Below are 21,235 nucleotides of genomic sequence, written 5' to 3' on the forward strand. Positions count from 1 at the left end.
CGCCACCGCGTAGCACCCCCGCCTACCCGTCAGTAGGGTGCCGCCCACCCGACCGCACAGCGCCCGAAGCGCAGCGTCAAGGAGGGTCCGATGACACAGCGGAACCCCAGCACCCGAGCCGCCGCCGGCCCCGCCTCCGAACCCCCGTGGGGTGAGCGGATGGGCACCTCCGACCGGGTCGTCGTGGGCGTCTTCGCCGGCATCCCCTTCGTCGCGGTGATCGCCTCGGTCGTCGTCCTGTGGGGATGGGGCATCGGCTGGCACGAGGTGGTGATCGGCGCGGTGATGTACGCGGTCGTCCTGCACGGCGTCACCGTCGGCTATCACCGGCTCTTCACCCACAAGGCGTTCCGCGCGGCCCGGCCCCTGAAGATCGCCCTCGCCGTCGCGGGGATGATGGCGGTCGAGGGCGACGTGATCACCTGGTGCGCCGACCACCGCCGCCACCACCAGTTCGCGGACCTGCCCGGTGACCCGCACTCCCCGTGGCGGTTCGGCACGTCGGTACGGGCCCTGCTCAAGGGCATGGCGTGGGCCCACGTCGGCTGGACGTTCAACAACGAGAAGACGAACCAGGCACGGTACGTCCCGGACCTGCTCGCCGACCAGGACCTGGTCCGGCTTGCACGCCGGCAGCCGCTGATCGTGCTGGCCTCCTTCGGACTGCCGGCCGTGGCGGGCGGCCTGTGGGGGCCGGGCGTCTGGGACGCCGGGGCCGCGTGGTCGGCGTTCTTCTGGGCCGGCCTGGTGCGGATCGGCCTGCTCCACCACGTCACCTGGTCGGTCAACTCGATCTGCCACGTCGCGGGCGCCCGCCCCTTCCGGTCCCGGGACCGTTCCGGCAACGTCTGGTGGCTGGCCGTGCTGTCCGGCGGCGAGTCCTGGCACAACCTCCACCACGCAGAGCCCACTTCGGCCCGGCACGGTGTCCTGCGCGGCCAGCTGGACTCCAGCGCCCGCCTCATCCGGATCTTCGAGAAGCTCTCCTGGGCCCACGCGGTGCACTGGCCCGACGAGCGCCGTCTCGCGTCGAGGACGGCCACGGCGGACCCTTTGCCGTGACCGGTCCGACGGCAGGTGGCGGTCGGCTGGAACCGCGGCCCGTGCTCCGCGCGTGATCACCCAGAGAGATCGCCGCGCCGCCGCACGCTGAGAGCTGGGTACCCCCGTGACCGCACTGCTGAACCGTCTGCCCCGCCACGGGGCCGCGGTCCTCGCCATGGCCACCCTGACCACCGGCGCCGTGGCGTGCTCGTCCTCGGTGGAGGGCGCACGATCCAGCGGGGTCCCCAACCACGCGCCGACCACCCCGGCTCCTGCCAAGGGCACGGGCACGCCGACGGCCACCCCTTCGGCCGCGAGCAGCGGAAACCATACGGCCGGCGGTTCCCCGACGACGGCCGGCGTCCGGCCGGACGCCGCCGCCTCCCCCGACGACACGTCCACCGCCAACACGTCCACGGTCGTCGATCTCGCGTCGATCACCCGCTGCCACACCGCCGACCTCAAAGCGGGCTTCGACGCCGCGGGCGGCGCGGCGCCGGACATGACCTCGACCCACCAGACCCGCGCCTCCGTCTACTTCACCAACATCAGCCGCCACACCTGCTCGCTGATCGGCTTCCCCGGCGTCGACATCGTCGGCGACCGCGCGACCGACGGCACCTGGTCCCTGACCCGCTCGTCGGCGTCACCCACCAAGATTCTGCTCAAGCCCTCGAACACGACGAGCTTCTCCATCACCCTCCTCCCCACCACCGCCCCCGCCGCCGAATCCTTCCAACCCGCCATCGTCCGCATCACCCCACCGGACGAGAAGACCCAGTTCTCCCTGAAGTGGCCCTGGGGCGGTTCGATCACCCGCCAGGACGCCGCCACCCACCCAGGCACCTTCGTGAACCCGATGGGCTCCTGACCCTCCGGTCCTGTGCGACCGGTCTCAGTGGATGTCCGCGCTCACGATCGTGCCGTCGCGAACGGTGTAGGTCCCGGAGAAGACCCGGTGGCTGCCGTCCGTCTGCGTAGCGTCGAGAACGACGCTCACGGTCTCGCCCTCGACACCGGTCACGGTCACGGCGTCGTTGGCGGTCCCCGCGAAACCGGCGGTGAAGCTCTGCAGGGAGCTGTCGAGGTTCCTGCCACCCAGACCCCACGCCGTCCGGTAGTCGTGCGCGTTGATGGCGGCGTAGTAGTTCTCGACGACCTGGCGGGGACTCGTCCCCTCCGCGGTGGAGGGGGGTACGGGCGCCGTGGAGGCGGTCGGTTGGGGTGCCGGGGCCGTGCCCGCGGTCGGCGCGCCCTTCTGCACGCGCTGCACGGTCCACTGGCCGGTGTCGGCGGCGAATCCGGAATTCAGGGTGAAGTGCACGTGGGCGATCGCGGACGCTTTCGGCACCTCGAACGTGACGAAGCCCAACGCGGTACTGCCCGGGGTGAGCCGGACGCTGCCGGGGAAGCCGGGTCCCGCGTTCGTGTCGGCGATCGTGGCGTTGAAGGCCTGGCCCAGGGTGTCGACGACCTGCGCCCCGTTGGACGGCGAATCGGCGTAGACGGCCGTTCCGGTGTTGCGCAGCCGGAACTGCACGGCCACGAAACGATTCCCCTGGTCCGGGCTGAAGACGTCGGCGCCCGCCGGATCCACGACGCGGGTGACCGTGACCGCCATGCGCTCGCCGTCCCCGGTGCCCACGAGATCGAGGGTGTCACCGACCTGCGCCTCCGCCTGCCCCGCGGCGGTCGGCGACGCGGTGGAACTCGAATCCGGGACGGACGAACCGCCCGCTGAGGGCCGCGCGGACGACGGAGACGTGGTGACCGAGGGCGATGAGCATCCGACGGCCACGACGGCGGCGAGCATCACGCCGAAGAAGGACGACGCACCCAGCCGGTGAGCGCGATGCATGGTCATCGCCTCCAGAGAAGCGTCCGCACACAGCTCGCGATTCGTTCCTCATCTCACCATAGGTTGGTCTCCGTACCTCCGCGCGCCGCTCGCCTGGTGTGTTCGTACGGACACCCGCTGTAACTGCAAGCAGGCTCGACTAGTCCGGAAGGGCGTGCTGCCGCCGTGGCTACAGCGGCGCCGGGGAGGACGCGCCGGGGATCAGCAGGTGGGGTGCGCCGGTGCCGTCGGCGGGGACGCTCCACAGGTCGGTGGTCCCGACCGCGCCCTCCGTGGGCAGGGCGTAGGCGACGGTCCTGTCGTCGAGCCAGGTGGCCTGGTCGTCCACGCTGTGGTGCTCGGCGAGCGGCGTCTCGCGCAGTGTCCGCAGGTCGAGGACGTACTCGCGCCAGAGCGCGGCGCCGCGCAGCGCGCGCTTCTTGTAGGCGATGCGGGTGCCGTCCGGGGAGAGCGAAGGACATTCGACGTTCTGCGTCACGGTGGCGACCGAGCGGCGGGAGACGGATCCCTTGACGAGATAGGTTTTGCCGCCGGTCCCCAGCGTGGCGTAGAACGTGTCGTCGTCCGCCGCGAAGGTGACTCCCCAGAAGTTCACATCCACGGCATGGTGCTTCCTGCCCTCCATGAGGATGCTGAACTCCTCCAGGTTGGCCGTGAGTTGCCAGGTGCGGGTGTCCAGGATCGCGGTGCGGGTGGAGAAGAACGCGGAGCCGTAGGACTCTCCGCCGACGAAGACGGTCCAGGCTGCCAGGTGGCCGCTGGGTGAGACGCGGGCGCGGCTGGGAGTGCCGGCCAGCGGGAAGCTGCGCTCCGTCTTCAGGTTCGCGTCCAGGATCAGGGCCCGGTTGTTCTGCGCCAGCGCGCCGGGGGTGGACTGGAGGCAGACGCCGGTGCCCGCCGCCGCGTAGAAGCGCTGGCACTTGACGCCGGAGGCCGTCCTTCCCCCCGCGGGATCGGTGGCCGGCACCGTCGCGAGGTCGGTGAGGTGCGGGCCCCGGGCCCCGTTGAGGAACGCGAGCTTCCCCGGCTGCGTCAGCCCCACCCTGCCCGCGCTGACCGACGGGCCGCCCGCCTGCGGCCGGTTCTTCTGGTCCGCCCGGTCGGCCGCGTGCAGAACGAGCCCGAGTCCCAGGCCCGCGAGGAGCAGCACCGCCGTGGCGAGTACGAGCAGGCGGCGCTTGGCTGTCATCGCGATCCTCGCGGGTGTCGGGACAGAGGGGGCGACGCGGGAGCGGCGGCCCGGGGGGGCGTACGGCGTCGGGACGCGGTCCGCGATCACGCCCGGCCGCCGGACGGGCGCAGCACCACGCCGGCGACCAACGCGCAGCAGAGCAGACCGACCGCGGATCCGGCCAGCGCCGGAGCGTCACCCCAGACGGTCCAGGCCGCGCCGAAGGCGATCGAGCAGCAGAACCGGGCCAGCGCCTGGCCGGTACCGACCAACGCAAGTCCGCTGGCCCGCAGCTGTTCGGGGACGATGGCGGAGACCGCGGCCGGCAGTACACCGTCGGTCGCGGCGTAGAACATGCCGTGCAGCGCGAGCACGAGGTAGGGCAGGGCCGGCAGTTCGGGGGCCCAGAGCAGCAGGGTGTACGCGACGAGCAGCAGGGCGTGCCCCACGAGGAACACCACGCGCCGTCCGACCCGGTCGGCCAGCGTGCCGACCGGCACGGCCAGCAGCAGGAACACCGCGGCCGTGCCGAGCGGCATCAGCGGGAACCACTGCTCACTGATGCCGGTGCGGCGCTGCAGCAGCAGATAGACGAAGGCGTCGCTGACAGTGGTGAGTCCGAGCAGCACGGCGCAGGCGGCGAGGCCGCGCAGCCGCGGCAGGCGCAGCAGCCGCAGCGCCTCGCGGAGGTCGACCGGCCGCTTCTCCACGACGTCGGCCCCGGCCTCCCCGTCCGTGGCCTGCGCGGCAGCCGGCGCCGCCTGTCCGGCGCGCGCCCGCCCCGGTACGAACAGCACCAGCACCAGCACGCCGAGTACGGCCACACAGGCGCTGACGCCGAAGACGGCGTCGTACCCGTCGGTCGCCGCGCGCAGGATCAGGAAGGCGGCGACGGGCCCGAGCACCGCGCCGGTGGTGTCCATCGCCCGGTGCACGCCGAAGGCCCGGCCCTGGAACTCGGCAGGGGTGGACAGGGAGATCATCGCGTCGCGCGGCGCGGTGCGCAGTCCCTTGCCGGTGCGTTCCAGCGCCAGCACCACGCCCAGCGGTCCCAGGCTGTGGACGAGGAGCAGCAGCGGTTTGCAGACCGCGGACAGCCCATAGCCGAGCCCGGCGATGAGCTTGTGGTTCCGCACCCGGTCGGCGAGGTGGCCGCCGGTCAGCTGGACCAGTGCGCTGACGCCGTTGTAGACCCCGTCGAGCGTGCCGAAGCCCAGCGGACTGAGGCCGAGCCCCACGACGAGGTACAGCGGCAGCACGGCGGTGACCATCTCCGAGGAGATGTCGGTGATCAGGCTGACCGCGCCCAGCGCGAACACCACCGAGGAGACCCCCGGGAAGCGGCGTCCGCGCGTGCGGCCCGGTGCGGTGGTCCCCTCGGCGGGGGCGGCGCGGTCCGCGAGATACATGCTCAGGTGCTCCCGTTGCCGTGGTGGCGGAATCGGCGGAGGAGTGACCGGCGCAGCCGAGGCCGTCCCTGTACTCGAACCCTGTACTCGAACGTGCGAATGACACTTTAGTGGTTGTATGTGAGGGCGGAGGTGCTTCTCGGAGAACGGGGCATTGAGCGGGCGTTAACGGCAGGTCAGCGGCGCGTCAGCCCTGCCGGCTGCTCTCGTCCCGCAGCCACGTTCCGAAGTCCTGGGACCTGATGGCCTTCCGTGATCCCCGCCGGGCCGCGACGGCCGCCCAGAGGAAGACCACGATGCCGGGGACGAGTTTCGGCTCGGCCCGCAGGATCGCCAGCAGGTCCGCCTTGCCGGTCCGCGCCGAGGGCGCGACCGCCGCGTCCGCCGCTTCCCGTCGATCTCCGCCCCGCTCCTGCCGCTGGTGGTGCTCCAGTTGGGCGGACGACGTCGCCGCCCGGATCCGGCGCTTGATCAGATCGGGCCAGGTGCGCGGGGGATGGACGACGACCCGGGCCGTGTCGACCACGAGCCGTTCATCCGGGGCGAAGGCGAGCGAGGCGGCCAGATCGTCGGCCATCAGCGGGGGCAGCGCCGCGATCCGGGCGTACCCCGCCTCGGACACCGCGATGACACCTCGGCCGAACAGGCCCCGGCGCACGGCGGGCAGCCGCTGCCACACCTGGTAGTAGGCCCGGACCCGCCACGCACAGCCGGCCAGCGGCAGGTCGCGCTCGGGAGCGGTGGCGAGGATCGCCGAGGAGTCGTCCAGCGGCTGGATGAGCGCCCGGACGTCCGACGTCGTGATCACCACGTCGGCGTCCACGTACAGCCGGGGGAAACCGTGCGCGTGCTCGTCGCCGGTCCGCAGCGCCCGATGCTTGGAGGGCTCCGCGATCTCGACCACCCGGACGTCGGCGCCCCGGCCCCCCGCGACCTGCGCGGTGTCATCCGTACAGCCGTTGCACACCACCACGATGTCGAACTCGTCGGTGCAGGACTCCGCGAGAAGCGAGTCGAGGAGTCGGCCGATGACCCGGCCCTCGTTGTGCGCCGGTATCACGATGCTCGTCACCCGGGCAGTATGACCGCAAGTACGAGACGGGTGCTGAGTGTTTCGTCCAACTGTCCCCCCGGCTGCGTCCGGTGGTCTAGATTGAGCGTCGGCGGACCGGTTTGGGCGGGGAAAATGACCCCGGACGGACAGGTTCCGGCAATGCTGCGGCCAATCCTGGGAAACCTGGGGTGGATTGGGTGCAGCAGAGGCTCCACCGGGCTCGGATGTGCTTGACCGGACCCGCTCGCACCGCACGCGCGTCAGGGTTCCGTCGTGGGGACGACACGGCGGTACTCGTCACAACAGATCAGCACGGACTCCGGCTGCGGGGGGCACGTTGCAGCGGGTGGTCCGTCATCGTCCGGTCAGGTGTAAGACCCACGTACTCACGTTCAACCACCGCTGTCCGCACCGCACTTCCGCCACTCGGTCATGTGGCGGACTGGAACGCGGGGCGCCGGCGGTCGGGCGGAGTACGTAGAGCACCGTGGTGGGGGGAGCATGACCGTTGAGCGGGTCACGCATGAGTCACAGGTTGTGGAACGCGGGAGTCCGGGACTCCGCCGACGCTGTTCGGCACGGAGCCGCCAGGACATCCCGCTGGTCGCGGTCGGCCTCGCCGCCGCGGTCGCCGCTTCGGGCGGGCGTATGCCCCGTCGTCGGCTGACAGCACGCCGGGCACCGGACCGCGCCGGGAGCAGACCGCTCCGCGGCGGGCAGCCGCTCGGCCACGGCGGCATGTCCGCGGAGCCCCCGCGCCCCCTCCACGCCTCTGAACTGTCGATGCGTCAGCCAACGTGCACGAAGGGACGACGAACACTGTGACGGACACTGTGAAGAGCGCCGTGAAGGACACCGGCGCTCCTGCCACGGGACCGGCCGAGCCACTGGGTGTCGCCGTGGTCGGCGCCGGCTACTGGGGGCCCAACCTGGTCCGCAACTTCCAGTCCAGCCCGAAGTTCCGGCTGCGCCACCTCTGCGACCTCGATGTGGACCGGGCGAAGCGGGTGCTCGGCGGGTACTCCACCGTCCAGGCGACCGCGGACTACGCGGCAGTCCTCGCCGACCCGGCCGTGGACGCCGTCGCCGTGGCCACACCCGCCGGCACGCACCTGGACGTCGCGCTCGCGGCACTGCGCGCGGGCAAGCACGTCCTCGTCGAGAAGCCGCTGGCCGCCACGTACGCGGACGGTCTGCGGCTGGTGACCGAGGCCGAGGAGCGCGGTCTGACCCTGATGTGCGACCACACCTACTGCTACACCCCCGCGGTGAGTCACATCCGCGACCAGGTCCGCTCCGGGGAGCTCGGCCGAGATCCACTACGTCGACTCGGTCCGGATCAACCTCGGGCTCGTGCAGAAGGACATCGACGTGATGTGGGACCTCGCGCCCCACGACCTGTCGATCCTCGACTTCATCCTCCCCGACCACGTCGAGCCGGTCGCGGTCGCCGCGCACGGCGCCGACCCGATAGGCGCCGGCCAGGCCTGCGTGGCCTACCTGACACTGCAGCTCAACACCGGCGCCATCGCGCACGTGCACGTCAACTGGCTCTCCCCCACCAAGGTGCGGACCACCATGGTCGGCGGCTCGAAGCGCACGCTGATCTGGGACGACCTCAACCCCGCGCAGCGCGTGGCGGTCTTCGACCGCGGGGTCGAGCTGTCCACGCCGCAGGAGATCGGCGTCGACCAGCGCCGCGACATGCAGATCTCCTACCGCACCGGCGACATGGTGGCGCCCGCGATCGGCGAGAAGGAGGCGCTGCGCAGCATGGTCGACGAGTTCGCCGCGTCGATCCGCGAGCGCCGGGCGCCGCTGACCGACGGCCGGGCGGGGCTGCGCGTGCTGGACATCCTGGAGGCGGCCTCCCGGAGCCTGGAGTTCCGCGGTGCGGTCGTCGGGCTGCGCGCCGGCCGGTGACAGTGCGGACCGTTTTACGGCAGACGATGACCGATCCAGTGGGGGAAGAGCGTTGAGCACCGTACGAGGCAAGAAGATTCTGGTGACCGGCGGGGCGGGCACCATCGGTTCCAACCTGGTCGACCTGCTGGTCGACAACGGGGCACGCGAGATCGTGGTGCTCGACAACTTCGTGCGCGGGCGGATGGCCAACCTGGCCCAGGCCCTGCCGAGCGGTGTCGTGGAGGTCGTCGAGGGCGACATCCGCGACCTGGCGACCGTTCGCAAGGTCACCGAGGGCGCCGACCTGGTCTTCCATCTGGCGGCGATCCGCATCACGCAGTGCGCGGAGGAGCCCCGGCTGGCGAACGAGGTCATGGTCGACGGCACGTTCAACGTGCTGGAGTCGGCCGCCGCGGCGGGGGTGGGCAAGGTGATCGCGTCCTCGTCGGCCTCGGTCTACGGCCTGGCCGAGTCCTTCCCGACGACCGAACGCCACCACGCGTACAACAACGACACGTTCTACGGTGCGGCGAAGGCCTTCAACGAGGGCGTTCTGCGCAGCTTCCACGCGATGTACGGGCTGGACTACGTCGCGCTGCGCTACTTCAACGTGTACGGGCCGCGGATGGACATCCACGGCCTGTACACCGAGGTCCTCATCCGCTGGATGGAGCGGATCGTGGGCGGCGAGCCGCCGCTGATCCTCGGCGATGGAACGCAGACCATGGACTTCGTCCACGTCCGCGACATCGCCCGGGCCAACCTGCTGGCCGCGGAGTCGGACCTCACCGACGAGGTGTTCAACGTCGCGAGCGGCACCGAGACGAGCCTGCGCGACCTCGCGCTCGCCCTCCTGGAGGCGATGGGCGCCGACCTGCAGCCCGAACACGGTCCCGCCCGTTCGGTGAACGGGGTCACCCGCCGCCTCGCGGACACCACCCAGGCCGCGGAGCGGCTCGGATTCACCGCGCAGATCGACCTGCGCAGCGGGCTGCGCGACCTGGTGGACTGGTGGCAGTCGGAGCGCGCGGCCGACGCCAAGGCCGCGGCCGCCACCGCACAGGCCGCACAGGCCGCGCGATGAGCGCCCCGGTGGAGTCCGCGCCGTCGGGGACCGCGCCGGTGGAAGCGCCGCCCGCCCGCATCCCGGTGATGATGCCGTGGCTGGGCGAGGAGGAGGCGAACGCGGCCGCCGCCGCGGTCCTGTCCGGCTGGGTCGCCCAGGGGCCCCGGGTCGCGGAGTTCGAACGCGCCTTCGCCGAGCGGGTGGGCGCCGAGCACGCCATCGCGGTGAGCTCCTGCACCGCCGCCCTGCACCTGGCGCTGGTCGCGCTGGGCCTGGGCCCCGGTGACGAGGTCGTCGTCCCGTCCCTGTCGTTCATCGCCACGGCCAACGCCGTGCGCTACGTCGGGGCCGAGCCCGTCTTCGCGGACGTCGAGGAGGCCACCGGCAATCTGACGGTGGCCACCGTGGACGCGGTCAGGACCGGGCGCACCAAGGCGGTCCTCGCCGTCCACCAGGGCGGGGTGCCGGCGGACGTGCACGCCCTGCGGTCCGCGTGCGCCGACTGGGACGTCGCACTGGTCGAGGACGCGGCCTGCGCGATCGGCTCGACCGTCGGAGGCAAGTCCGTCGGCCACGGCGCACTGCTCGCCGCCTGGTCCTTCCACCCCCGCAAGGTGATCACCACCGGCGAGGGCGGCATGCTGACCACGGACGACGCCCAGTGGGCCGAGCGGCTGCGCCGACTGCGCGAGCACGGGATGAACGCCTCCGCCGCCCAGCGGCACGCGAGCAGCAAGCCGATCCTGGAGAGCTATCTCGAGGTCGGCTACAACTACCGGATGACCGACATCCAGGCCGCGGTCGGCCTGGTCCAGCTCGGCAAGCTGGACGAGGTCGTCGCCCGCCGGCGGGCCCTGGCGGCGCGCTACGAGGCCCTGCTGCGGGACGTTCCGGGTCTGTCCCCGGTGCGCGACCCCGCGCACGGGCAGGGCAACTTCCAGTCCTACTGGGTGCTGCCGGCCGAGGACTTCCCGGTCGGCCGGGACGCGCTGCTCGCCGCGCTCGCCGACGCGGGGGTCTCGGCCCGGCGCGGCATCATGGCCTCGCATCTGGAGCCCGCCTACGAAGGACATCCGGCGGCGCCGCTGCCGGTCACCGAGCGGATCAGCCGTGACTCGCTCATCCTGCCGCTGTTCCACACGATGACCGAGGCCCAGCAGGACCGGGTCGTGGCGGTCCTCCGTGAGCAGGCCGGCGGATGAGCGGCGCAGCGGGCCCGGACCCCGCCAGATCCGGGCCCGCCGCGACAGATCTGGTGATCGTCGGCGCGGGCGGGTTCGCCCGGGAGACCGCGCAGGCCGTGCGGGCCGCCAACGCGGACGATGTGGCCCATGGCCGCGTCCCGCGCTGGCGGCTGGTCGGTCACCTCGACGAGAACCCCGCGCTGCACGGCCGGGACGTGGACGGCGTGCGGGTGCTGGGCGGGAGCGGTCTGGTGCACGATCTGCCCGGCACCCGCGTGGTGGTCTGCGTCGGCAATCCACGGGACTACGCCGCCCGGGCGCGCCTGGTGCGACGGCTGGAGCTGCCGGAGAACCGCTACGCCACCGTGGTGCACCCCACCGCGGCGGTTTCGGACTCCTCGGTCCTCGGGCCCGGCTCGGTCCTGCTGGCGCACAGCGTCCTGACGGCCGCCGTGCTGGTGGGCGCGCATGTGGCGGTGATGCCGCACGTGGTCCTGACCCATGACGACGTGGTCGGGGACTTCGTGACGATCACCTCCGGGGTCCGGCTCGGCGGGGGGACGCGGCTGGGGCGCGGGGCCTATGTGGGCTCGGGCGCCCTGATCCGCGAAGGCACGACGATCGGCGCGTGGTCGCTGGTCGGGATGGGGAGCACGGTGCTCGGCGACGTACCGCCGGGCGAGGTGTGGATCGGCAGCCCCGCGCGCCGGCTGCGCGCGGCGGGGGCCCCGGCCCTCGCCGAACTGCGAGCCGAGAGCGCCGATACGGCCGGACGTGCCGAGGGTGCCGAGGGTATGGACACCGGCAGGGGGCCGGCGACACGGATGGGGAGTCCAGTCACATGAACCAGATACCGCTTGTCGACCTCAAAGCGGCACATGCCGAAGTCGCCGACGAAGTACGCCGGGGATTCGAGCGCGTCCTGGCCAACACCGCCTTCATCGGCGGTGACGAGGTCAGGGAGTTCGAGCGCGAGTACGCCGACTTCGCCGGCGTCGCCCACTGCGTGGGTGTCGCCAACGGCACCGACGCCCTCGAGCTGGCCCTGCGCGCGAGCGGGGTCGGCGTCGGTGACGAGGTGGTGCTGCCCGCGAACACCTTCATCGCCACCGCCGGCGCGGTCCAGCGGATCGGTGCGAAGCCGGTGCTGGTGGACTGCCTTCCCCACAGTTTCCTGATGGACCATCAGGCTGCCCTGGACGCGGTCGGATCCGCCACCCGCGCGGTGGTACCGGTCCATCTGTACGGACAGTGCGCGGCGGTGACCGAACTGGCCGCGGCGCTTCCCGCGCACGTCCGGGTCGTGGAGGACGCGGCGCAGAGCCAGGGCGCGACGCGGGACGGCCGCTCCCCGGGCAGCGGCGGCATCGCCGCCACCAGCTTCTACCCGGGCAAGAACCTCGGCGCCTACGGCGACGCGGGCGCGGTGCTGACCGATGACGCGGAGCGGGCCGATCTGGTCCGCGCGCTCGCCAACCACGGCGGCGTCGCCAAGTACCGCCATGACGTGGCCGGATTCAACAGCCGGCTGGACGGGCTGCAGGCCGTCGTCCTGCGGGCGAAGCTGGCCCGGCTCGCCGACGGCAACGCGGCCCGGCGGGCCGCGGCGGCCCGGTACGACGCGCTGCTCGGCGACCTGGCGGCCGCCGGGCGCGTGGTGCTGCCGACCACGGTCGACGGCAACGCGCACGTGTGGCACCTGTACGTGGTGCGGGTCGCCGGCGCGGACCGCGACGAGGTCGTGGGCAAGCTCAACGCCGAGGGGATCGGGGCGGGGGTGCATTATCCGGCCGCGGTCCATCTGACCCCGGCCTTCGGCCATCTCGGTCACGGTCGCGGCGCCTTCCCGAACGCGGAGGAGGCGGCCGACCGGATCCTGTCGCTGCCGCTCTTCCCGCAGATCACCGACGACCAGCAGCAACGGGTCGTGGACACTCTCACCGCCGCCCTGCGCTGACGCCCGCAGCCCGCGCGTCCCGCTGTCGCCTGTCACCGCGCGTGCGCAGGCACCGTTTCCCGTCTCGCCCGCTCTAGCCTCGTCCCGCCTCACCGAGCCGGGTCACTGCACTGCCGCTGAGAGGTACAGATGCACAGAAGGAGCAGATTGCTCCGGGGCGGATTCTTCGCCCTGGCCACCGCCTTGCTCACCGCCGTCCTACCGCTGGCCGTGGTCGCCACCGCGGCCGACCCCTGCGGATCGGGCGGCAATCCCGTCGCGTGCGAGAACGCGAAGCCGGGCACGCCGATGTCCGACTGGTTCTCGCCCAACGCGTACGGCAACGTCCAGGGGTTCTCCACCCAACAGAGCTTCCAGGCCGGCGAAACCGTCCAGTTCAAGATCCAGTCGCCGGTTCCCTACCACGTCTCGGTCCTGCGGCTCGGCTACTACGGCGGCGACGGCGCCCGCATGGTGTCGACCGCGGCCCAGGCCGCGGTGACCTATCCGGCCAACTTCACCAAGGACGGCACGGCCAACACCCCGATCGACACCACGGTGGTCGACGGAGTGCCGGACGGCAAGCCGCGCAACTGTGTCACCAAGCCGTCCACCGGCCTGGTGGACTGCGGCAACTGGGCCGTCACCGCGAACTTCACCCTGCCCGGCAACGCGGTCTCCGGCCTGTACATCGCCAACTTCGACCAGGCCGACGGCGAAGGCGTCATGCCGTACCCGTTCATCGTCCGCAACGACTCCAGCCACTCCGACATCGTCGTGCAGACCGATGACGAGACCTGGCAGGCGTACAACAAGTGGGGCGGCCAGAGCCTCTACGACGGCGCCGGCCCGGCGCCGGACGGGCGCGCGTACGAGGTCAGCTACAACCGGCCGCTGGACATCGGCGGCGACAACGGGATCTACGGATCCGAGTACGAGATGATCTCGTGGCTGGAGCAGAACGGCTACGACGTCAGCTACATGACCGGACTGGACGTCTCGACCCGTGGCTCGCAACTGCTGAACCACAAGATGTTCATGTCGTCGGGCCATGACGAGTACTGGACCCAGGACCAGTTCACCAACGCGCTCAACGCGCGGCACGCCGGGGTCCACCAGACCTACTTCAGCGGCAACGAGGTCTTCTGGAAGACCCGGTTCACCCCGAGCAACGACGGCACCAACACCGCCAACCGCACGCTGACCTGCTACAAGGAGACCAAGCGGTTCCTGGCGTCACCGAACGGCGTACCCGATCCCAGCGGCACCTGGACCGGGACCTGGATGGACCCCAACAGCACCGCCAACGGGCAGCCCTTCCAGCCGCAGAACATCCTCACCGGCTCGCTGTTCACCGTGAACGGCTACCGCAGCGACGCGATCACCGTGCCCGGCACCTACGGCAAGCAGCGGCTGTGGCGGAACACCACGGTCGCGAACCTGACGTCGGCGCAGACCGCCACCTTCCCGACCGGGACCCTCGGCTACGAGTGGGACAGCGATCTGTCGACCAGCACCCGACCACCGGGGCAGATCGACATGTCGTCCACCACGGTGGACATCAACGACGGCAAGTTCCGTCTCGACTACGGCAACACCTACGGCAACGGCACCGCGACCCACAACCTCGTCGCCTTCCGCGACCAGACGTCGCACGCCCTGGTGTTCGGCGCCGGCACCGTGCAGTGGTCGTGGGGCCTGACCAACATCCCGACCGGGAACCCGGACGACACCGTGGTCACGGCCGACAAGCGGATGCAGCAGGCCACGGTGAACATCCTGGCCGACATGGGTCTGCAGCCCAAGACCCTGCAGAGCGGCCTGGTCCTGGCCTCGGCGTCCACCGACGCCACCGGTCCGACCATCAACGTCACCAGTCCGGCCGCCAACGTCACGGTGCCGGCGCTCAAGCCGATCACCATCGCCGGTACCGCGGCCGACGCGGGCGGCGGTGTGGTGGCCCGGGTGGAGGTCTCCACCGACGGCGGGAGCACCTGGAACCCGACGACGGGCCTGACGTCCTGGAGCTACAGCTGGACGCCGACGACCCAGGGCGCGGCGCAGATCAAGGTGCGCGCGGTGGACGACAGCGTCAACATCGGCGCGACCACCACGGTCCCGATCACGGTCGGACCGCAGCAGTGCCCCTGCACCGTGTGGCCGGCCGCGGCCGTGCCCGGCACAGTCAACGCCGGTGACGGCAGCTCGCTGGAGCTCGGTGTCAAGATCCGCTCCTCGGTGCCCGCCGCGATCACCGCGGTCCGGTTCTACAAGTCCCCCGCCAACGTCGGGACGCACACCGGCAGCCTGTGGAGCGCCGGCGGCCAGCGGCTGGCCACCGGAACGTTCACCAACGAGACGGCGTCCGGCTGGCAGCAGCTGAACTTCTCCTCGCCGGTGCCGGTGAAGGCGAACACCACTTATGTGGCGTCGTACTTCGCACCCGGCGGCGGGTATTCCTACGACAACACCTTCGCCGGGAGCTCCGCGGGGCTGGCGCCGTTCACGGCACTGCAGAGCGGCACCGACGGCGGCAACGGGGTGTACCACTACGGTGCGACGAGCGCCTTCCCATCCACGGCCGCGGCCGGCAGCAACTACTGGGTGGACGCGGTCCTGGACACCTCGACCGCGAGCACCGTTCCGCCCGCGGTCACCACGACCACCCCGCAGTCCGCGGCGACGGGGGTGCCGATCACCTCACCGGTGAAGGCCACCTTCGACGAGGGCATCGAGGCCGAGACGCTGACCTTCACACTGAAGGACTCGAACGGCGCCACCGTGCCGGGCAGCAAGGTGCTGACCTCCGTGAACAGCGCGACGTTCACCCCGTCCACCGAGCTGGCGCTGAACACCACGTACACGGCGTCCGTGCTGGCCTCCGACCTGTGGGGCAACACCATGGCGGCGCCCAAGACGTGGAACTTCACCACCAGTCCGACGCCACCGGCCGTGAACTGCCCCTGCTCCCTGTGGAGCACCGGCACGGTGCCGAGCACGGTCAACGTGACCGGTGACGCCAACTCCCTGGAGCTGGGCACCCGGTTCCAGTCGGCGGTCAACGGCTACATCACCGGCATCACGTTCTACAAGGGCCCGGGAAACACCGGCACCCACACCGGCACCCTGTGGTCCTCCACCGGCACGCCGCTCGCGACCGGCACGTTCGGCAGTGAGACCACGTCCGGGTGGCAGCAACTGCTCTTCGCCACCCCGGTACCCATCACCGCGGGTACCAGCTACGTGGCCTCCTACCATGCGCCGAACGGCAACTACTCGGTCGACGGGGCCTACTTCACCGGAGCCCACCAGTCCTATCCGCTGGTGGCACCGGCCGACGGCAGCGGCGGGTCCAACGGGCTCTACGCGTACGGGACCACCTCGTCGTTCCCCACCGGCACCTTCGGGTCCGTGAACTACTGGGTCGGCCCGATCTTCACCACGACGCCGCCTGCCCTGGCCGAGACGGACCAGTCCACGGAGGTGGTACCCACCCACTAGTCCGCGGCCGGTCCGGGGCAGCGCCCCGGACCGGCCCCGCTCGACCACGTCTCCAACCGTACCCACCGGTCCGGGTCGGGGGAGGCGGCCCGGTGGGTACGGGCCGCCTCCCCCGAGGCCGACCGGGGATTGGCTTCTAACGATGAGCACCGTCAGCGTCGTGATCCCCTGCTACAAGTACGGCCACTTCCTGGTCGACTGCGTGCGCAGCGTGCTGGACGAGCAGGAGGGCCTCGACGTCCGGGTGCTGATCATCGACGACGCCTCGCCCGACGACTCCGCACAGGCCGCGCACGCGCTGGCGGCCGCCGACCCGCGGATCGAGGTCCGGGTCCACGAGCGGAACCAGGGGCACATCGCCACCTACAACGAAGGCCTGCTGGAGTGGGCCGACGGCGACTACGTCGTCCTGCTCTCGGCGGACGACCGGCTCGTGCCCGGGGCGCTGGTGCGCGCCGCGGCGCTGCTGGACGCCCATCCGGAGGCCGGATTCTGCTACGGCCGGCCGCTGCGCTTCCAGCACGGCGGACCACTGCCCGCGGCCCGCACCCGCAGCTCGGGCTCCGTCGTCTATCCCGGGCAGTGGTGGCTGGAGCGGCGCTTCCGCGAGGCGACCGGCTGCATCACCTCCCCCGAGGTGATGGTCAGGACCAGCCTGCAGCGCAAGGTGGGCGGCTACGACCCGGCGCTGCCCCACGCGGGCGACATCGAGATGTGGATGCGGCTGGCGGCACACGCCGACGTCGGCTACATCCAGGGGGCCGACCAGGCCTTCTACCGCGTCCACGGCAACAACATGTCCACCACGGACTTCGGTGGGCAACTCGACGACCTGCGCCAGCGCCGCATCGCGTTCGACGCGGTGCTCGACAAGTGCGCCGACCTGCTCCCGCGCGCCGACCAGCTGGCGGACGCGGTCCACACCCGGCTCGCCCGTTTCGCGCTGCGCCGCGCCTACCGGGCCTACGACCGGGGGCGGACCGCCGTGGTCCCGGTCGACGAACTCGTGGCGTTCGCCGGTGAGTGCCTGCCCGGCTACGAGAAGCTGCCCGAGTACCGGGCGCTGCGCCGGCGGCAGCGGATCGGCGCGCGGACGATGCCCTACCTGCAGCCCCTGGTGCTCTCCGCGGTGGCCGACCGCGGCCGCGAGTGGCTCTGGTGGCAGTCCTGGAAGCGCCGGGGCATCTGATGGTCCTCCGACTTCAGTGGTCCCGGGCCGCCTCAGTGCGGCAGCGGAACGGCCTGGACGCGGTCCTCGGCCGGCCGCGGCAGGCCGGGGCCCGCACCGCGTCGCAACCGCCGCCGGTCGATCAGCCGATCGGTCCACAGGGCGGCCAGCACCCCGCCGACGGTGCCCAGCAGCGCCACGCCGGCCAGTGCCCGGCTCCTGGTGCCGGTCACCGCCGCCGCGCTGGGCGGCACCAGGAGGTCCACGCTCATCCGGGACGCGACCGGGATCCGCTGCGCCGCCTGCATGTCCTGCAGGTGCTTGCCGAAGACCTCGACGATCTGCCGCACGGCCGCGTCCGCCGCGATCAGCTCCGGCTGCTCTGCCTGCACCTGCAGCGAGGGGATCAGATAGCGCGGCGTGGCGCTGGTGCCGCTGTTGCGCGGGATCAACTTGTAGTGTCCGTGCACGCCCGCGGCCGCCAGTTCCGCCTCGCCCGCGGGCGACTGCAGCTGCTGGATGATCGCGTAGGAGACCGCGGCGAGCGGCGGCTGCAGGTTGGCCAGCTGGTTCGGGTGGTTCCCGGTCACCGGCGGCTTGATCACGACGACCGCGGTGCTCAGGTACGACTGGGCCGGCCGCAACACCTGGTAGGCCCCGGCAGCGGTCAGCAGCACCGCGAGTGCGAGGACGTACCAGCGGCGGAGCAGCACACGGACGAGCTCACCAGGCGACACGGGCCTTCCTTCCGTCAGGACCGATCCTCGCAGGACGGCGGGGAAGCCGCTACCGGATCCGCGGGGGTGCGTTCATGAGCCTGAGTCAGATCTTCGCGGTGCTGCGCAGGCGCTGGTACCTCATGGTGCCGATCACCCTGCTCAGTCTCTTCGCGGGCCTGTACCTCAACCGGACGGTCCCGGTGGCCTATCAGTCACAGAGCTCCGTCGCGCTGCTCGACTCCCGGGCGGTCGCCAAGCTGGCGCCCACCTTCGGCAATCCCATCTCGAACGCGGGCGGCTCACTGGTCGTGACGGCCGATGTGCTGATCAGGACCCTGGCGTCGACCGACGCGGCCCGGGACCTGCACAGCCGAGGTGTCACCGACCCGTACACGGTCGCCTTCGCGGCGAACACCGCGGGACCGCTCCTCACCCTGACCGTGACCGGCACCGACCAGGACAAGGTGCTCGAGGAGACCACCACCGTCACCGCCTTCGCCGGTGAACAGCTCAAGGCCCTGCAAGCGGAGGCCAAGGTGTCGCCCGCGTACTACATCCAGGCGGCGCCCATCGTCCTGCCGCAGGTACCGGTGTCGCAGCTCAAGAGCCGCTACCAGCAGGTCATGGCCGTCATCATCTTCGGGACCGCGACCGCGTTCACCCTGTCCTTCGTGACCGAGAGCGCCGTGCTGACCCGCCGCCGCCGCCTCGCGGGCGCGGACATCGACCCCTGGCCCGCGAAGCGGCTGCCCCGCGGGCTCTGGGGGCGGCGCCTGGACGCCACCGCGATCCTCACCGGGTACCTGGCGCTGGCGCTGTTCATCCCCTCGGACCTCGCGCTGCCCGGACTCGGCGGCGTCGGCACCCCGGCCAACGTCTTCGCCCTGCTGGGCCTGTTCTGGTACCTCGCTGCCTGGCTCACCGGCCGGATCCGCCCGGCTCCGGGAACCCGGCTGCCGCGGGTGGTGATGTGCGTGCTCGCCGCCGCGATCCTGCTGTCCTACATCGCGAACGCGAGCCGCAGCAGCACGCACAAGGAGGTGCTGGCCGCCGACCGGGGACTCATCGGGCTGCTGGTGTGGGTGTCCCTGGTGGTCCTGGCCTCCGCCGGGATCCAGGACCGCGCCCGCCTCGACGTACTGCTGCGCCGGATCATCGTGATGGGCGCCGTGGTGGCCGCGATCGGCTACTACGACTTCTTCACCGCGACCAACATCGCGGACAAGATCCGTATCCCGGGCCTGAGTTCGAGCGTCGCCCAGATCACCACCCTGGACCGCGGCTCCTTCACCCGGCCGCGCTCCACCACCGCACAGTCCCTGGAGTTCGGCGCGGGATGCTGGCCATCCTGGTGCCCTTCGCCATCCAGCAGGCCTTCGACCCGGTGCGCAAGCACCTCAACGGGCTCCGCCGCTGGGGGCCCGTCGCGCTCATGGGCGGCGCCCTGCCGCTGACGGTGTCCAGGACGTCCATCATCGGCGCCCTCCTGGTCGCCGTCATCATGATGCCCCGCTGGAAGCCGCAACGGCGCTGGACCGCGATCGGACTGCTGATCGGCTCGGTCGCCTGCTTCAAGGTGATCATCCCCGGGCTGATCGGCACCATCACCACCCTGTTCGCGACGTTCCTGAACAACTCCGACAGCAGCACCCAGGCCCGCACCGTGAAGTACAGCGCGATCGTTCCCTATCTCACCGAACGCCCGTGGTTCGGGCGGGGCTTCGGCACGTTCATGCCCGACCTGTACTTCTTCACGGACAACGAGTACATGCTGGCCCTGGCCGAGATGGGCGCTGTGGGTCTGGTCGCGCTCCTGACCCTGTTCATCACCGGCATCCACCAGGGCGGCGCCATCCGCCGCCTCGCCCGTACCGAGTCGGACCGCGAACTGGGGCAGGCGTTCTTCGCCTCGGCCGTGGTCGCCCTCGTCATCAGCGCGACCTTCGACGCGCTCGGTTTCGCCATGTTCGCGGGAATCTTCTTCCTGACCCTCGGCGCCGGCGGCAGCTACCTGGGCTTCATCCGCCGCGAGGCGGAGGCGGAGGCCGAGGCCGCCGAGGTGCGCCCGGCCGCCCTCCCGCCCGTACCCGAGCCCCGTACCGACGCACCCGCCCGGCGCGAAGCCGCATCCCAACTCGTGGAGTCCTGATGCCCCCCAAGCCCGCCGAGCACCAAGGCACCGGGCCCGTCGCCGTTCTGGTCGTCACCTGGAACAGCGCCAAGGTGCTGCCGGAGTTCATCGCGTCGCTGCCGGACGGCATGGCCGGCCTGGAGTGGCGGCTCGTCGTCGCCGACAACGACTCGGCCGACGACACGGTGGCCCTGCTGCGCACCCTCGCCCCCGACGCCACCATCGTGCAGACCGGCCGCAACGCCGGGTACGCCGCCGGCGTGAACGCGGCACTGGGCGCCGCCGCGCGGTGGGACGGCGGCTTCCGGGCCGCGCTGGTGTGCAACCCCGACATCCGCATGCGGCAGGGGTGCGCCAAGGTGCTCGTCGACGCACTCGGCACCGGGCTGCCCGACGGCGACCGCGTCGGGATCAGCGTGCCCCTGCTGTACGAGGAGCAGGACGGCACGCCCCTGCACTCGCTGCGCCGCGAGTCGAGCGTGACCCGGGCCCTGGGCGAGGCCGTCATCGGCAACCGCAGGGCCGGCCGCTTCCCACGCTGGAGCGAACTGGTCACCGACCCCGCCGCCTACGCGGCCCCGACCCGGGCCGACTGGGCGACCGGCGCGCTGATGGCGCTGTCGGCCCAGTGCCTGGACGCCTGCGGCCCGTGGGACGAGTCGTTCTTCCTGTACTCCGAGGAGACCGAGTACTGCCTGCGCGCCGGGGACCGCGGCTTCGCGACCCGGCTGGAGCCCGCGGCCGGCGCCCTGCACCTCGGCGGCGACTCGCAGGTCTCCCCGCGCCTGTGGACCCTGCTGACGCTCAACCGCGTCCGGCTCTACGGGCGCCGGCACGGCCCGCTCGCCAGCACCGCCTTCCGGGCGGCGGTCCTGCTGCGCGAGACCTCCCGCGCCGCGCTCGGCAGGCGCGCGAGCCGGGCGGCCGCCGCGGCCCTGCTCCGCCCGTCCGCACTGCGCGCGACCCCCGGCCCGTGAGCCGCCCGGTGCCGCATGCCTCAAGGGTGTTGCGGAAGTCCCGTCTGGCCCTAGTGTCCTGCGCCAGTAGTTGATCGTTAGATGCTGTGTGACTTCTACTGCTGGTGCGTCG

Annotated in this window: 17 protein-coding genes and 1 pseudogene; 13 read left to right on the forward strand and 5 right to left on the reverse strand. The window is 71.7% G+C overall.

Annotation, left to right across the window (positions count from 1 at the left end):
* Nucleotides 1-90: 90 nt before the first annotated feature.
* The gene (locus M2266_RS30775) at nucleotides 91-1,062 is read left to right on the forward strand and encodes a fatty acid desaturase (protein ID WP_277441557.1); all 972 of its coding nucleotides are present in this window, start codon (nucleotides 91-93) and stop codon (nucleotides 1,060-1,062) included.
* 106 nt (nucleotides 1,063-1,168) lie between these two features.
* Nucleotides 1,169-1,915 (forward strand): DUF4232 domain-containing protein, encoded by a 747-nt coding sequence (locus M2266_RS30780; protein ID WP_277441558.1) that lies wholly within the window; start codon nucleotides 1,169-1,171, stop codon nucleotides 1,913-1,915.
* A gap of 24 nt (nucleotides 1,916-1,939) precedes the next feature.
* On the opposite strand, the gene M2266_RS30785 is transcribed toward M2266_RS30780, so the two are convergent.
* The 4 genes from M2266_RS30785 to M2266_RS30800 all read right to left on the reverse strand — a co-directional run bounded on the left by M2266_RS30785 (nucleotide 1,940) and on the right by M2266_RS30800 (nucleotide 6,554).
* The gene (locus M2266_RS30785; protein WP_277441559.1) at nucleotides 1,940-2,908 is read right to left on the reverse strand and encodes a DUF4352 domain-containing protein; all 969 of its coding nucleotides are present in this window, start codon (nucleotides 2,906-2,908) and stop codon (nucleotides 1,940-1,942) included.
* 163 nt (nucleotides 2,909-3,071) lie between these two features.
* Nucleotides 3,072-4,091, reverse strand: a complete 1,020-nt coding sequence (locus M2266_RS30790; RefSeq protein ID WP_277441560.1) for a TolB-like translocation protein — start codon at nucleotides 4,089-4,091, stop codon at nucleotides 3,072-3,074.
* 86 nt (nucleotides 4,092-4,177) lie between these two features.
* Entirely contained in the window at nucleotides 4,178-5,482 is a 1,305-nt protein-coding gene (locus tag M2266_RS30795; protein ID WP_277441561.1) for an MFS transporter, read from the reverse strand.
* Between the two features lie 187 nt (nucleotides 5,483-5,669).
* Nucleotides 5,670-6,554 (reverse strand): glycosyltransferase family 2 protein, encoded by an 885-nt coding sequence (locus M2266_RS30800; RefSeq protein ID WP_277441562.1) that lies wholly within the window; start codon nucleotides 6,552-6,554, stop codon nucleotides 5,670-5,672.
* Between the two features lie 881 nt (nucleotides 6,555-7,435).
* On the opposite strand from M2266_RS30800, the pseudogene M2266_RS30805 reads away from it, so the two are divergent.
* From M2266_RS30805 to M2266_RS30840, 8 genes and pseudogenes are all read left to right on the forward strand, one after another.
* A pseudogene (locus M2266_RS30805) lies at nucleotides 7,436-7,723 on the forward strand (Gfo/Idh/MocA family oxidoreductase); the annotation flags it as partial.
* Between the two features lie 166 nt (nucleotides 7,724-7,889).
* Nucleotides 7,890-8,459, forward strand: a complete 570-nt coding sequence (locus M2266_RS30810; RefSeq protein WP_277441563.1) for a Gfo/Idh/MocA family oxidoreductase — start codon at nucleotides 7,890-7,892, stop codon at nucleotides 8,457-8,459.
* A 52-nt stretch (nucleotides 8,460-8,511) separates the two neighbouring features.
* On the forward strand, nucleotides 8,512-9,525 hold the full coding sequence (locus M2266_RS30815) for an NAD-dependent epimerase/dehydratase family protein (RefSeq protein WP_277441564.1): 1,014 nt from the start codon (nucleotides 8,512-8,514) through the stop codon (nucleotides 9,523-9,525).
* Nucleotides 9,522-10,709, forward strand: a complete 1,188-nt coding sequence (locus M2266_RS30820; protein ID WP_277441565.1) for a DegT/DnrJ/EryC1/StrS family aminotransferase — start codon at nucleotides 9,522-9,524, stop codon at nucleotides 10,707-10,709. The genes M2266_RS30815 and M2266_RS30820 overlap by 4 nt, the downstream gene beginning before the upstream one ends.
* On the forward strand, nucleotides 10,706-11,536 hold the full coding sequence (locus M2266_RS30825; RefSeq protein WP_277441566.1) for a NeuD/PglB/VioB family sugar acetyltransferase: 831 nt from the start codon (nucleotides 10,706-10,708) through the stop codon (nucleotides 11,534-11,536). The genes M2266_RS30820 and M2266_RS30825 overlap by 4 nt, the downstream gene beginning before the upstream one ends.
* The gene (locus M2266_RS30830) at nucleotides 11,533-12,648 is read left to right on the forward strand and encodes a DegT/DnrJ/EryC1/StrS family aminotransferase (RefSeq protein WP_277441567.1); all 1,116 of its coding nucleotides are present in this window, start codon (nucleotides 11,533-11,535) and stop codon (nucleotides 12,646-12,648) included. The genes M2266_RS30825 and M2266_RS30830 overlap by 4 nt, the downstream gene beginning before the upstream one ends.
* A 147-nt stretch (nucleotides 12,649-12,795) precedes the next feature.
* Nucleotides 12,796-16,128 carry a DUF4082 domain-containing protein gene (locus M2266_RS30835; protein ID WP_277441568.1) on the forward strand — a complete coding sequence of 1,111 codons (3,333 nt, stop codon included), beginning with the start codon at nucleotides 12,796-12,798 and terminating at the stop codon, nucleotides 16,126-16,128.
* 142 nt (nucleotides 16,129-16,270) lie between these two features.
* A complete protein-coding gene (locus M2266_RS30840; protein WP_277441569.1) occupies nucleotides 16,271-17,317 on the forward strand; it encodes a glycosyltransferase in 1,047 nt (348 codons plus the stop codon).
* Between the two features lie 32 nt (nucleotides 17,318-17,349).
* On the opposite strand, the gene M2266_RS30845 is transcribed toward M2266_RS30840, so the two are convergent.
* On the reverse strand, nucleotides 17,350-18,033 hold the full coding sequence (locus tag M2266_RS30845) for a hypothetical protein (protein ID WP_277441570.1): 684 nt from the start codon (nucleotides 18,031-18,033) through the stop codon (nucleotides 17,350-17,352).
* 74 nt (nucleotides 18,034-18,107) lie between these two features.
* On the opposite strand from M2266_RS30845, the gene M2266_RS30850 reads away from it, so the two are divergent.
* From M2266_RS30850 to M2266_RS30860, 3 genes are read left to right on the forward strand one after another with little or no spacing between them, the layout of a single operon-like run.
* Complete coding sequence (locus tag M2266_RS30850; protein ID WP_277441571.1) at nucleotides 18,108-19,469, forward strand: hypothetical protein; 1,362 nt, start codon at nucleotides 18,108-18,110, stop codon at nucleotides 19,467-19,469.
* Nucleotides 19,352-20,164 carry an O-antigen ligase family protein gene (locus tag M2266_RS30855; protein WP_277441572.1) on the forward strand — a complete coding sequence of 271 codons (813 nt, stop codon included), beginning with the start codon at nucleotides 19,352-19,354 and terminating at the stop codon, nucleotides 20,162-20,164. The genes M2266_RS30850 and M2266_RS30855 overlap by 118 nt, the downstream gene beginning before the upstream one ends.
* Complete coding sequence (locus tag M2266_RS30860; RefSeq protein WP_277441573.1) at nucleotides 20,164-21,123, forward strand: glycosyltransferase family 2 protein; 960 nt, start codon at nucleotides 20,164-20,166, stop codon at nucleotides 21,121-21,123. Before M2266_RS30855 ends, M2266_RS30860 begins: the two co-directional genes overlap by 1 nt.
* Nucleotides 21,124-21,235 lie beyond the last annotated feature (112 nt).

Source organism: Streptomyces sp. SPB162 (assembly GCF_029504575.1).
In the GTDB taxonomy this organism is placed as follows: Bacteria; Actinomycetota; Actinomycetes; order Streptomycetales; family Streptomycetaceae; genus Actinacidiphila.

Excerpts from the sequence above, each read along its gene's own strand:
- M2266_RS30775 (WP_277441557.1), top strand. The coding sequence starts at position 91 with ATGACACAGCGGAACCCCAGCACCCGAGCCGCCGCCGGCCCCGCCTCC.
- M2266_RS30785 (WP_277441559.1), bottom strand. The coding sequence starts at position 2,908 with ATGACCATGCATCGCGCTCACCGGCTGGGTGCGTCGTCCTTCTTCGGC.
- M2266_RS30790 (WP_277441560.1), bottom strand. The coding sequence starts at position 4,091 with ATGACAGCCAAGCGCCGCCTGCTCGTACTCGCCACGGCGGTGCTGCTC.
- M2266_RS30795 (WP_277441561.1), bottom strand. The coding sequence starts at position 5,482 with ATGTATCTCGCGGACCGCGCCGCCCCCGCCGAGGGGACCACCGCACCG.
- M2266_RS30820 (WP_277441565.1), top strand. The coding sequence starts at position 9,522 with ATGAGCGCCCCGGTGGAGTCCGCGCCGTCGGGGACCGCGCCGGTGGAA.
- M2266_RS30825 (WP_277441566.1), top strand. The coding sequence starts at position 10,706 with ATGAGCGGCGCAGCGGGCCCGGACCCCGCCAGATCCGGGCCCGCCGCG.
- M2266_RS30830 (WP_277441567.1), top strand. The coding sequence starts at position 11,533 with ATGAACCAGATACCGCTTGTCGACCTCAAAGCGGCACATGCCGAAGTC.
- M2266_RS30840 (WP_277441569.1), top strand. The coding sequence starts at position 16,271 with ATGAGCACCGTCAGCGTCGTGATCCCCTGCTACAAGTACGGCCACTTC.
- M2266_RS30850 (WP_277441571.1), top strand. The coding sequence starts at position 18,108 with ATGAGCCTGAGTCAGATCTTCGCGGTGCTGCGCAGGCGCTGGTACCTC.
- M2266_RS30855 (WP_277441572.1), top strand. The coding sequence starts at position 19,352 with ATGCTGGCCATCCTGGTGCCCTTCGCCATCCAGCAGGCCTTCGACCCG.
- M2266_RS30860 (WP_277441573.1), top strand. The coding sequence starts at position 20,164 with ATGCCCCCCAAGCCCGCCGAGCACCAAGGCACCGGGCCCGTCGCCGTT.